The organism is Stieleria varia (assembly GCF_038443385.1).
Classification (GTDB): domain Bacteria; phylum Planctomycetota; class Planctomycetia; order Pirellulales; family Pirellulaceae; genus Stieleria; species Stieleria varia.
In genome coordinates this window covers 9,178,299-9,191,208 of record NZ_CP151726.1, presented here as the reverse complement: position 1 = coordinate 9,191,208, position 12,910 = coordinate 9,178,299, and the positions used below count along the sequence as shown (strand labels likewise).

The following is a 12,910-nucleotide window of genomic DNA, read 5'->3' as shown; positions in this document are numbered from 1 at the left end:
TGATCAGTCTTTCGCTTTGAACCGATAGATGCACTCGCCACGCGAACTGTCGGTCAAGTAATAGACTTCGCCGTTCTGATCTTCGCCAAACGCCAAGACCGCGATGCTGTCGGGAACGACTTGTTCGTTACGCACAACCTTGCCCGTCTCACGATCATAGGTCAACGCCCAGATCATGCCCGTGACATAGTCGGCGTAGACATATTTGCCGGTCAGCTCAGGGACACGATCACTGTGATAAACGCGTCCGCCGGTGATCGACTTGCCGACTCGGTGATCGTATTGCCAAATCGGATCGATCGGATCAGGAACGCCGGCGACGTCTTCGCGATTGCCAAAACCGTAGAGTCCTTCGCGATTGCTCCATCCATAGTTGCCACCCTTGGTGATGATGTTGACTTCTTCCCACAACTCTTGACCGACATCTCCCATCCAGAGATCACCGGTCTTTTTGTCAAACGCGATTCGCCACGGGTTACGCACGCCCATGGCGTAGATTTCCGGGCATGCATCGGGATTCTTGACGAAGGGGTTGTCCGACGGGATACCGTAGGGCTTTCCATCGGCAGGATGATCGACATCGATCCGCAAGATCGATCCCAGCAATGCCGACAGATCTTGCCCGGCTGCTTTGGGGTCATTGCGGTCACCGCCATCACCCAAAGCGATGTACAGAAATCCGTCGGGGCCAAACTCGATGCTGCCACCGTTGTGATTGGCATACGGTTGTGGAATATCCATCAACACAAGCTCGGATGCCGGATCGGCTGCGAGAGGATTGTCAGCGGAAACCTTGAACTGCGAAACGATCGAGCGCTGACCGTCTTTGTGCGTGTAGTACACATAGAACTTGCCGTTGTCTTTGAACGACGGGTGCATGGCCAAACCGAGCAAGCCTTGTTCGTTGGCGCCCCGGTTCTTCCAGTCATAGACCTGATCGCGCAAGTCCAAAAACATCGGAGCCTCGACGGTGTCGCGATTGTTCTCGAAACTCCAAATCGCTCCGTACTGGCTGGCAGCGTACAACCGATTGCTGTCTCCGTTGGCGTACGTCAGTTCCATCAGACGCAACGGACGAATCTTGCCGGACGGATCAACGGGCTCCCAGTTGCCTGAATCCGTTTTCGGATCGCCCCACTTCAGTTTTGGAAACGCAAGCTCGCCGCTGAGATTCAAATTGCCGTCGATCGGTTGCTTCACCGACCCGTCTTCGGCAAGTCGACGGACCTTGACATTGCGAAATGCGACTTCGTTGCCGTGGTCTTGTAAGCAGATATGACCTGAGGCGGCTTTGCCAAAACCCTCAAACTTCGAGAACTTGCTCTCGGCAACTTTCTCGTTCCAGTTCTTGTCGCCGATTTTGAAGGTGTAGTAGCGAACACCGTTCATGCAGACTTCGCTCTGGTCATTCGTAATGCGAACGTAGAGCTGGTTCCACTGGCCGGCAGGGCGAGTCGCATCGATCGGACCGCGCTCTTGCGCCCACGATGGCGTCAACGGTTTGTAGAGCTGATACAACCAGCCAGCCTTTTGCGGATCGTGCCCATCGACGTTGTCTTGGATTTGAATCTCTGGACCACTGTGCCAAGGACGCGGGTTATCTTCGGTGACTCGAAAAATCACGCCGCTGTTGCCGCCTTCGCTGATCTTGTATTCCAACAACAGTTCGAATTGTTCGTACTTGTCCTTGGTGACGATATCGCCCGCGTCCTTCTCTGCGCGAATCATCTGGCCGTCGGTGACTTTCCAACCATCGGACAAACCATCCTTTTGATAGTTTCGCCATTGATCCATCGATTGGCCGTCGAACAATAGTTCCCAGCCCCCGCGTCGCTCGGCTTCATTGAGTTGATTGACGGGAGCGTCTGCCCAGGCGTCTCCGTTGCCCGAGAACGACAGCAGCAAGGAGGCGAACAATGCAGTACCGCATCCGGTCGCGGTCACGAAAACACGTTTGACACGTCGTATCATGGTGAAAAAAAACCTGAGTGGATTGGAAGCAAGGGGTGGGGAAATGGGAATGGTGAAGGATGAACGCGAGTGGTTTTCCGCGGCAGTGGATCGTGGGGGGGATTCTGGCGAATCCCATTACGGCTGGTTTAGGGACACGTCATTCGTCATGAGTGCTGCGGGAACGAACGGAACCTGTTTCATAACCCGACGCGTCAGCGAGGGATTTTGCTGTAATCCCTCGCTGACGCGTCGGGCTGCGATTCTTGTAAGCCACATTTCGTTTCGTTTCACATGTCACTAGATTAACCGAATTGCCCCAGGGAGGGGAACTGTTTTGTTTCGACTCAATTGGCCAAACATTGGCGCCCTCGGTGGCAACTGCAGCCGACGGATTCATCCAAGTTGATCGAACCTGCGATACCCACCGACCCGTTTTCCCAGAAGAAGGGCGGGCGCGGAGCCGGGCTGCCAAAGCGGTTCATCCGATCGGCTTCATAAATCTCGCCATTGGCCACCACGAATTGAATCCGTTCGCTGTCCCGGATCTTCTTGGTCGGGTCCGCATCCTCCGCGTAGATCAAGATGTCCGCCAGCTTGCCGACTTCGATCGAGCCGAGATCTTTGTCCAACCCGAGGTACTGTGCCCCGTGCAGCGTTCCACATCGCAAGGATTGCATTTGAGACATGCCGCCTTGACAAAAACTCCACATCTCCCAGTGCGTCCCCAGACCAGCGAGTTGTCCGTGTCCGCCGGCTTGGACCGATCCGCCGTTCTCGACAACCTGCCTGGCAATCCCCGCGACCTTGATGTGGTTGTAATCCTCGCGTGGTGCTTTGCTGCGACGAATGGAACGTGGGTTCAACACGTGCGGCGGAATGAAGGTCTGCAATCGCGTGTGCAACCACAGGTCATCGATTTCATACCAGTAGTTCTCCCCCCCCAAACCACCGTACGCCACATTCAACGTCGGCGTGTATCCGACTTTGGTGCTGCGCCACAGGTCCATCACATCGTCATAAACCTTTTGAACCGGCAACGTGTGCTCGATTCCCGTGTGACCGTCAACGATCATCGTCATGTTGTGCATGAAGGTCGAGCCGCCTTCGGGCACGACCATCATGTTCAGCTTGCGGGCTGCCGCGATGACTTGCTGACGTTGATCGCGTCGTGGTTGGTTGTAACTCTTGACGGAAAACGCCCCGACAGCCTTCATTCGCGCCAAGTGAAATTCCGCATCCTCCAGGCTATCGATCTCTGCTTTGTAGGAGCCCGTTGCCCCGTACAAAATCTTGCCTGTCGAAAATGTCCTCGGTGCGGTGATCAGCCCGGCCTTGGTCATCTCACTGGCGGCAAAGATGCTGTGCGTGTCGTTGCTAGGGTCGTGGATCGTGGTCACACCAAACGCAAGGCGAGCATAGTCGATCCAATTGTGCTGAGGTGTGATCCCACCGGTCGCCATCGGTCCGTGCGCATGTGTGTCAACAAACCCGGGCAGAATCACGCGTCCCGACACATCGATCTGTTTCGCATCGGCGGGGATGTTGACCGAACCACGTTTTCCGACAGCAATGATACGATTGCCATCGATGAGGATCACACCGTCCTCGATCACCTCTTGCTTCCCCATCGTGACGACGCGGCCACCCACCAGTGCTTTGACGCCAGTGGGTTTGGCATGTGGATGCTGAAACCCGATCGCAATCTCTCGAGGCGGTGTCTTCTCTTTCCCTTTCTCGGCATCATCCCCGCTGCCTGAATCCTTGGGCGTCATCGCTTCAGCGATCTCGGCGGTGAACAAGTTCGGCCCCAGGCTCCAATGAAGCGAACGAGAGTCACCGGAAAAATGTACAAAGTCCCCCGCTTGCTCACTGACTCGAACCACCGGCAATCCCTTTGCATCAGGTCCGACGTGAATCGGCAATCCGACATCGATCATCGGCGCGACCAACACGTGAAATCGCTCCACAAACGCGATCCATTTGCGGTCCGGCGAAACACAGAACTGGGTCGCCCAATCGCTGCTGTAATGCTCGCGTTCATCGTTGCCGGACAGGTCCACTGAAATCAACTTGACGTTGTCGGACTCATCGCCACCCTCACGCCGAGTCAGAAAAACGCGATCGTTGGAATTGCCGAATTGAGGATCGGATCCACTGCGAGAGATCCGTATCGGTTCACCGTCCCGAACTTTTGTCACATAAACACCGGTCTCGCGCGACCATAGCGGTGATAGCAGGTACCCGCCGCCACGCTTCAGGTAGACGACGCTCTTTCCGTCAGGTGAAAACACGGGATTGCCGTAGTGTCCCGGCTGATCCGTCACGATCCAACTTTCGGCCGCTTCGCGATCCGCCGATGCGACGCGGATGCTGCCCAACTGTGAGTCACTCCACGTCGAGTAGACGACGTATCGTCCGTCTCTTGAAAAACTCGGCTGGAATTCAAAATGCTCCGTTTGCGTGGTCAAACGCTTCGGAGTTCCGTCTGGCAATTCCTTGACGTACAGGTACCCCAACGCCTGATAGACGACGCGGTCACCCGACGGTGAAACCTGAACGTCACGCAGCATCTTGACGTCGAACTTGTCCGGCGCGACCTCCACCGGAAACCGCACGCTCTGACGAATCTCGCGAGTACCACTGATGCGAAAAGGAATCTGGGTGCGTTTGCCATCGGCAACATCGATCCGCCAAATCTTGCCGCCCGCCCAAGCCACGATTGCCTTGTCATCCGGCGTCCAAGCCATCGCGCTGTAAACGCCGTGAATGGCCCAGGCTTCCTGCATGTCGCGTTCCAGACCGTCATCGATCAACCGAATCGCGCCGGACTCCAAGTCAAAAACATGCAGTCCTGTCTTGGCACCCACGCGTCGGACAAACGCCAAACGTTTGCCATCGTGCGACGGTGTCGGACGGCACGCGCCACCTGGCCCAGAGATCAACGTTTCCGTTTCGCCACGTTCCAGATCAATTCGCTTGATGCTGTAGATACCTTGATGGGAATCCTTGTCGTACTCAAACGTGTCGCCCGGCGTCGTGTCTTGGCTGTAGTAGACGTACTTGCCATCGGGTGAGTAAACCGGTTCGTTCACGTCCTTCTGATCGTTGGGACGCTTGGTCAACTGAACGCCCGCCATCGCATCCATCGCCAATGCATCTCGATGAAACGCCCACACTTCGCCAGCACCAAGCGAGCGACGTGACGAAAAGTGTTTGCGGGCGACGATGTACTGCCCGTCCGGCGACCAGTTGGGACCGGACAACAAGCGATACGTCTCGTTGCTGATCTGCGTCAACTGTTGATCGCTCAGTCGCAAGATCCAAATGTTATCTCCCGCCTTCTTGCTCTTTCCCTCCCGGTCACTGGTCAACGCGATGTGCTTGCCATCGGGACTGAACCTGGGTTGCATGTCCCAGGCGATGCCCGAGGTCAGGCGTTGGGGCAATCGCATCCCCGTGGCTTCTGTTCCGTCAGCGCCCTCGATCGGCATCAAGTACAGATCACCCAGCAAATCGAAAACGACTTGCTTGCCATCCGGACTGACGTCCAGACTCATCCAGGTTCCTTCGTTGCAGTCGATCGTCTGCTTCTGGATCGGCCCGGGTGGTGATTCGATGTTCCAACTCGGCTTTTCCTCCTTGGCGTCGGGCTCATTGTTTGGCTCCACAGTGGACGCGACCTTCGCCGGCAGCGATTGGACCACGGCAGCAGTGGAGACTTGAGCGGTGGCGACAGACAGTGAGCCAATCCCCCCAACAGCGAGCAAGGCGAAGCACAGCAAATGCCGAGATAAAAAAGAGAGTGTCATGTGAGATTTGAGTTCGATAAGAGAGGCGTCGGAGACGTGTCTGTTCAGTCCATCTTAACTGACAAAATACGGGCGGCGCGAAGACAATCAATTCTTCTGTTGCATCGCCTTCGGCCGGCGGGCGGTCATCCAAACCGCAAGCCAAACCATCACGACGATCCCGAACAACCAGCGATAGTATCCAGGTCCGAAAACCACCGTCGCAGAAAACATCATCACGGCAAAGAAGCCATGAACCGCCCGCGTGAGGGCAATACTGGCGACCCGGTCACGACAGCGGCACCGCATCAGTCGAATGACATCGGCGCTCCATACCACGGCGAGAAAATAGTTTACCCAAACGCCCTCGCCACGTCTGACGCCCACCACTCGCTCGGTCTCGATCGCCGTGAACTCGACCGCTGCAGCGTGGGAACCGTTGTGGAAAGCGACAAAGGCAAGAAACACATGCAACAGGTACATGGCACAACCGAGCGACCAAACCCACACGACCGCCCGCCCCGGCGGCAAGCGGTCGTGATGCAAATTACGCAGATCCAAACCCACTCGGGCGACATAGCACAACACGGCGATGCGGATCGCCCATCGTGCCAACTCCTGACCGAGCGGTGAATCCAACACGTTATTGCAGAGGCAAAATTCGGATGCGGCGATACTCGATCTGTCCGCGATCGCCTTCCAAACCGATCGGTCCCGATTCGGGAACCTTGAACTCGGCCTCCAAGACTTCGCCGTTGCAAGTGCAATGTGCCGTGTCGCCTTGGACGCGGATGACCAACTCGTTCCAGTCCTGTGGCTTGTACTGCGTCAACTCGGTGTACGGACCCGCCAACAAGTAGTCGCGGCACTGCAGTTGCTTGCCTCGAATGAAAACACCACTGTCCGCGTTAGGCGTGGCGCGGAACTCCAGCTTCAACACAAAATCATCGTCAAAGGACTCCGTCGTCCACAACTGCTGAATCTTGCGTCCCTCCGGTGGCGTGGTAACAACCAGTCGACCGTTGATAGCAGCGTAACGACCATCCGATGAAACCTTCTTTCCATCGAACGCAATGTCTTCATCGATGATCGGAGACGTCGGCGCATTGGGGCGGTTCTTGCGAGCGTTCTCCATTCGCTTGCGTTGATCTTCGGGTGTCTTGTGGTAACACCACCCGGCCAAGTCCGTGCCGTTGAACAAGTTCCGTGCATCCGACTCGAACTTGAAATCGTCTGTCTTGGTATCGGCAAACCCAAGCGTGGCGAACAGCGGACGAATCGCCGCATGCCATTTGTCGTAACCCGCTCCGTTGGGATGCAACAGATCCGGAAACTCCTCCAGCTTGGCATCCCCGTTCTCATCGGCGAATAGGGTCCACGTGTCGAGCACGGTGATCTGCTTGTCGCCTTTGACCAATTCGCCGACCAACTGATTGAGCTTCTTGATCTTGTCCGCCGGTCGCGATTTCTTTTCGCTGCTGGGAAAGACGTTGCACCAAATGATGGGCATCTCGCTGTCTTGCTCTTTCAAGGCTTTCAGGATCAACTCGATGTTGCCCACGATCGTCTCCGGCTCGGCACCTTCCTCCAGGTCATTGGTTCCCATCAGCATCACGACGGCTGACGGATCCAGGCTCAAGACGTCCTCGTCCAAACGCCACAGCATGCCGCGTGTCGTGTCACCACTGATGCCACGGTTCGCCGTCTTGAAATCGGAAAAATCACCGCGAAAGTTGTCCGTCCAACCTTGGGTGATCGAATCCCCGAGGAACACCACGGCGTTCTGCTCCTTCTCCGCATTCTTTGCAAACGTACTGCGTCGCGCCTGCCACACATTGCGGAACCAAGGAGCCCGCCGCATCGGTCCAGCACCGGGCAATTCGTCATCCGTATCGGGGATGACAAAGGCAGGCTCGGCGACCGCAGCCGATTTGTCCTGAGCCACAGCAAAACGAGTGAAAAACGACAGCATGGCAAATCCAACCAAAGCGGCGACACAGAGCTTGCCGCGACACAGGAACAACATGGTGAAAACTCCGAGGTAGGGAATCATCTTGAGGGCCTCACAGTGTAACCAAGACCATGCATACTGACATGTAGCGTCGCAAATACGAATCTGGACACATCGACCGGACGTCTCACCTTGCTGCATTCTCGCAAGAATCAGAATTCCCCCCAGAAATCTATCACTGCTCCTTCAAGTCACTCGTTCTGACCCAGCCTTTCGTTTTGATTCCTTTGGCTTCCACCACACCGAGCGACCAACTGCCTTGCTCCCTCTCAACGAGAACGGTGCTCCCTGCGGGAGCGATGGAGATGGTTTCTTCACCCCGCTTCACCGCTGACGCTGTTTGCAGCACTTTACGAGTCAGTGACCGTGTCAAACCGTCAACCAGCGGCGACCGACCTAACTTGTCGTCGTAGAGAAATTTTGGGACTTGCCGTCCCCGTGTCGATGATTTGACCAGCTGAGTGCAGAAGCGATCGAGTTCGGAAGGCGTGATCGCTCCATCTCCGTCACCATCTGCCTTGCCTTGCAAAGCCGCCAACAGCGCTGCGGCGAACGCTCCATGTTTGAGCTCATCAAGCTCAAGCGAAAAGGCTTCACCCTGTGAGCTTGCGCCGATCACGATGTTGCTCTTACCCTGTAAAGCTTTGACGGAATCTGCCTGCATTTCCAAACTGCTTTCGCCGATCGCCCCGGCATGGCAGACGTCGGTCAGACAGAGAACGGTTTTTGCATTCAGGTTGCCCATCAAGCCGGCAAGCTCTTCCCAATTCAAGCAAGTGGATTGGATGGATTCCGGATCGCCCTCGTGTGGCAAATAATAGAGCCCACGACGCCCCTTCAATCCATGACCAGAAATGAAAACCAACGCGACGTCATCGCTCTGACAGGTCGTGCTCAACCAATGAAATGCCTTCCGGATATTGGGTACGGTTGCTTGCTTGTCGACCAATACTTCGGTCACGACGGATCCGAACGAGGTACCCTCCAGTTTTCTGAGCTGCAGTCCAATTTCGGTCGCATCCGACGCAGCGTACTGCAGATCAAACTCATCAAATGCGTAGTCGCTCACCCCAATCGTAACGGCCAGCAACCGATTACCCCGAACCGAGCCGCCTGTTTCCTTCACCTCGACCCTTTGTCTCTTGGGAACACACTCACCGCCGAGAGAATCCGTCGCTCGCACTTCGACCGTGACGAATTGCTTGCCCGTTGGGATGGGCAGCTCAATTGTTTCAGCGATTTGGTTTGACAGTGACTGCGCACCACCGCTCGTCCAAACGTCATTGCGATCCAGGCTCTCAACAACGCGAACGGACACCTTGGCAAGCGTTGTTCGTGAATCGCACTTGGCATCAAATTGGATTCGTGCCTTGCCCGCGTGGATCCCGATCGTGGAGATGGAGCAAGACGGAATTTCATAGCCCTGACCGATGCTGCTGATCGCGTCGTCGCGAACGCCGTTCAGATCTGCGAACACTTCATTTCGCTTGTTGTACGAATCAAAGAACGCAGCAATCCGTGCAGGGGTAATGCCATCCCGGACGTAACGCTCGTTGTTGGATGCAAAATCGTTCAACTTTGAGCGGAGAGAATCGGGAGCAGAGAATCGTTTTCGAGGCGAGAACAAAATCGACGCACTGGGAACCAATGGCTCATAGATCTTGCCGAGAATGCGACCGTCTTGAGAGTCTGAAATGCAGACGCATTTGGTCTCGAAGCCTACCAGTCGACTGCCCTCCCTCGCAAAGACGCTTCGATAGGAATGGGCTCGGTACAAAATCTCTCCTGATCGCGTGTCAACCACGACTGTGCTGGGGCCGTTGTCATGAGTGAATGCCAAGCGATGACCATCTTGGTCAAAACTTATCTCTGACCAATCATTTGCATCGTAATCCTCGTAGGTCCAGCGACGGATCTCTTGCAGGCTTTTTGCATCGCGCAAGACAACAAAGTCGTCGTCGTTACTCGCGATGTGACGTGTGGCGATGAATTGACCACTGGGATCAATTGCCAAGTCCTTGAAATTGCACACGCCGCCTTTTCCAGAGAGACATGGGATCTTGATCCGCTGCTTTTCTCCTTCGCCAGTGGTTGAATAGACGTCAACGATGAGGCTGTCCATCCAGCCATTTTCAAGGACGATTCCAATGGACTTACCCGAGGCCGTTAAAAAACGACCAGTAATTGGATAAGCCATGTCGCTAATATCTGTTGAGCTGAACGGGATCGTCCGGATCTTTTGATGTGTCTTGGTCTCAAAGACGACTGCTGAGTCAATTCGATCTTTATGCTGCAGGGCAACGAGCGTCGTTCCATCCGCAGACAATCTTGGCGAAACCAAGCGATGCATTCGCGAGTCGGGTTCGAGGTTCGCGATTTGCTCACCGGTCCTCGTTTCCCAAACCGCTATCCCCCGAGTCTGCTCAAAGTCTGAGTAGCGATGGTCACGATGATCGTTGTGGATGATTTTACCTTCATGCAGCACCGCAGAATACAGGTATTCGCCGCTCGGGGGTGCCGCGATTTGCCAACGCTCGTACGTGCCACGGTTGTAGGTAGGCTTCAACGGACGGTTGTATTTCCAGACTTCTTCGCCCCTAACGATGTCCCAAACAGCCAGTGTGTCGCCGAAGCAAAATGCGATCTTGTCGCTTCCAAGTGGCACGATGGTGCTACTTGGGTTGAAATCGAAACCGTGATAGAGGTCAGACATTTCTCTCACGACTGAATACCAGCTAGAAACAACGCCTTCACCACGATTCTTTGAAAGATAGTCGTAGGTAAAGAAGCTGTATCCATCATCATCTTGAGGTTCAGCCGGGTACGCAGGCAGGTAGTCGTCTCCGATTGCCAACGGATTCGCGACGCAGGTAATCCATCCAAATAACAGAGCGAACGCTCCGATCTTTCGGAAAACGCCACGTGATTCATTGACCAGAATGCTGCGCATGATTGTTTAACCTGATGGTTGACGTATTTCGCCACGAAAGAACTTCACGCTCAACACGGGCGCGATGCATTGGTTGCTCGCGACGAGGATGACTGCCCTGCGTACCGAAGGACGCTTTCCAGAGATCGGTTTCTACGTTTGGGCTTGATTATGGTCAGGAGCAGGCTTGCTTCGTAATCCCCGTCGTTGCACCGAAAAATGGTCTCGTCCGGTGTCGTTGAAGCCAACGTAGATGGGCTGTTGGTTCTTCCAAAAATTCTCGAAAGTTTTCCTGACCTCAAAGCGGGCACAAGCTCCTCGCAAGCGGAATGTCGTGGATCGCTCCGGCGATCCTACGCTAAATCGCCCAAAACGTCACCTATCGAGCTCGCGACCTGATCGAGACAACCGGCAGAACATCATGCTCAATCGATTGCCCTCGTGCCGTCGTGAGCAACTAAATTTCGGAATTTGATCACGCGTCTGGTTCTGATCCCGCGCACGACGGTGCAAGCACTCGTCTTGCGGCCGCACTCCCCACGGCGGGGCAGGTGCTTGCACCGCCTCGCCGAACGATCAGCGCCAGAACGGACCGGCGGCACCACTTAATACCGTCAGAAATCGCTGACTGGGGACCTGCCTCCTGTTTAATTGATCTGCATGAAGCGCTTTCTAGGCAATGTGGTTGAATCTTTTTCGTTCCAGCAGTTAGGATGACGTGCTCCCGCCCCTCCCTGAGATTCGATCCCACCATGAATCTTGGAAAGATCGCCCTGTATCTCGCGTTTCTCAGCTCACTCGAGTTCGCGGTAGCCACAGAAGTTGACTTCAACTGCGACATCCGCCCCATCTTGTCCGACAACTGTCTTCTTTGTGGATGAATATCGGGTCTAATGGTTCGACAGACATTTCCATGTCTCAGGTGGATACGGTCGTGAATCAAACACAACGCAATTCGTAAAACGCGAGATTGGCCTGGCATGAACCTTTACCGCACTCTCTTGCGCCCGATGCTGTTTCGCTTGGATGCGGAGACTGCCCATCATGGGACTGTCGAAACGTGTCGCTGGCTTGCGGCCGTGCCGGGCGTGGCGGCTTTGTCGAGGACGATCCTGGAGAAACAGTTTCCGATCCTGGAGTCCGACGTGGCTGGCTTGCATTTCGAGAATCCCATCGGTCTTGCAGCGGGTTGGGACAAGAGCGGGCGCGCGTTGCGGATGATCGATTCAATGGGCTTTGGCTTTGCAGAAATCGGCTCCGTTTCGGCTCGGCCCTCGCATGGCAATCCGCGACCACGTCTATTTCGTCTGATCGCGGACCAAGCCATCATCGTAAACTACGGACTGCCAAACGACGGAGCACAGGTCGTAGCGGATCGGCTTGCTGCTCACAGACCGCGGCATCCATTGGGTGTGAACATCGTCAAGACGAACGACGGCCTCAACGCGCCGGCTTGCTCGGATGATGAAATCCTCGCCGACTACGAACGCAGCGCGACGCTGCTGCACCGTCACGCCAGCTATCTGTCGTTGAATCTAAGCTGCCCCAATGCGAAGGGCGGCAAGGACTTCTTTGCCCAACCCGGTGCAATTGCCCGGTTGCTCGAACGCCTCACGCCGTTGCGCATTGCCTGCCCGGTGTTCCTGAAAATCTCCCCGCGAGATGATCCTGCCGAACATGACCGCGTGCTGATGGAGTGCGACGCGTTTCCTTTTGTCTGCGGTTTCTGTTTCAACCTACCCGGGGGAAAGCCGGAGACGCTTGCTTTAGCGACGCGTCGTGATGCGCTGAACGACCAGCCCGGTGCGGTCGCGGGCAAACCGGTCGAAGCACTTATCAATCGCTGCATCGCCGGACTGTATTCACGGATGGATCAACGCAGGTATGTTGTCATTGGTGCAGGAGGAGTCTTCACCGCCGAGGACGCCTATTTGAAGCTTCGGCTTGGCGCATCGCTCGTCCAGATTTACACGGCGTTGATTTACAATGGCCCTGGCATCGTCAAACAAATCTGCCTAGGGCTCGTCGAGCTGATGAAACGCGATGGCTTTGAGAGTTTGTCGCAAGTCATCGGCAGCGCCCATCACGCAGCCACTCCACTGCAGACGAAAAGTCCATGACGATCAATTTCACCAAAACGTTCTGAGATTCAGTCGCGATTCGTGCCAAAAACGTGCGACTCCGCCGTCTCACGCGGCGTTTGGACTCGGTCGAGGTGTGGTAGCCGAG

The 12,910-nt window shown here is 55.5% G+C and carries 6 protein-coding genes; 1 reads left to right on the top strand and 5 read right to left on the bottom strand.

Features of this window, described 5'->3' with window-relative positions; genetic code table 11:
- Window positions 1-3: 3 nt before the first annotated feature.
- From Pla52nx_RS31075 to Pla52nx_RS31055, 5 genes are all read right to left on the bottom strand, one after another.
- Window positions 4-1,971, bottom strand: coding sequence for a PQQ-dependent sugar dehydrogenase (locus tag Pla52nx_RS31075; protein ID WP_146519361.1), 1,968 nt, complete (start codon window positions 1,969-1,971; stop codon window positions 4-6).
- Between the two features lie 326 nt (window positions 1,972-2,297).
- Window positions 2,298-5,762, bottom strand: a complete 3,465-nt coding sequence (locus tag Pla52nx_RS31070; RefSeq protein ID WP_146519362.1) for an amidohydrolase family protein — start codon at window positions 5,760-5,762, stop codon at window positions 2,298-2,300.
- A gap of 87 nt (window positions 5,763-5,849) precedes the next feature.
- On the bottom strand, window positions 5,850-6,383 hold the full coding sequence (locus tag Pla52nx_RS31065) for a hypothetical protein (protein ID WP_146519363.1): 534 nt from the start codon (window positions 6,381-6,383) through the stop codon (window positions 5,850-5,852).
- A gap of 1 nt (window position 6,384) precedes the next feature.
- Window positions 6,385-7,794: a GDSL-type esterase/lipase family protein gene (locus tag Pla52nx_RS31060; RefSeq protein WP_231741867.1), complete on the bottom strand. Its 1,410-nt coding sequence runs from the start codon at window positions 7,792-7,794 to the stop codon at window positions 6,385-6,387.
- A gap of 133 nt (window positions 7,795-7,927) precedes the next feature.
- The gene (locus Pla52nx_RS31055) at window positions 7,928-10,702 is read right to left on the bottom strand and encodes a caspase family protein (RefSeq protein WP_146519364.1); all 2,775 of its coding nucleotides are present in this window, start codon (window positions 10,700-10,702) and stop codon (window positions 7,928-7,930) included.
- 959 nt (window positions 10,703-11,661) lie between these two features.
- Between Pla52nx_RS31055 and Pla52nx_RS31050 the strand changes: the two genes are divergently transcribed.
- The gene (locus Pla52nx_RS31050; protein WP_146519365.1) at window positions 11,662-12,801 is read left to right on the top strand and encodes a quinone-dependent dihydroorotate dehydrogenase; all 1,140 of its coding nucleotides are present in this window, start codon (window positions 11,662-11,664) and stop codon (window positions 12,799-12,801) included.
- Window positions 12,802-12,910: the final 109 nt, after the last annotated feature.

Excerpts from the sequence above, each read along its gene's own strand:
- Pla52nx_RS31060 (WP_231741867.1), bottom strand. The coding sequence starts at position 7,794 with ATGATTCCCTACCTCGGAGTTTTCACCATGTTGTTCCTGTGTCGCGGC.
- Pla52nx_RS31070 (WP_146519362.1), bottom strand. The coding sequence starts at position 5,762 with ATGACACTCTCTTTTTTATCTCGGCATTTGCTGTGCTTCGCCTTGCTC.
- Pla52nx_RS31055 (WP_146519364.1), bottom strand. The coding sequence starts at position 10,702 with ATGCGCAGCATTCTGGTCAATGAATCACGTGGCGTTTTCCGAAAGATC.
- Pla52nx_RS31075 (WP_146519361.1), bottom strand. The coding sequence starts at position 1,971 with ATGATACGACGTGTCAAACGTGTTTTCGTGACCGCGACCGGATGCGGT.
- Pla52nx_RS31050 (WP_146519365.1), top strand. The coding sequence starts at position 11,662 with ATGAACCTTTACCGCACTCTCTTGCGCCCGATGCTGTTTCGCTTGGAT.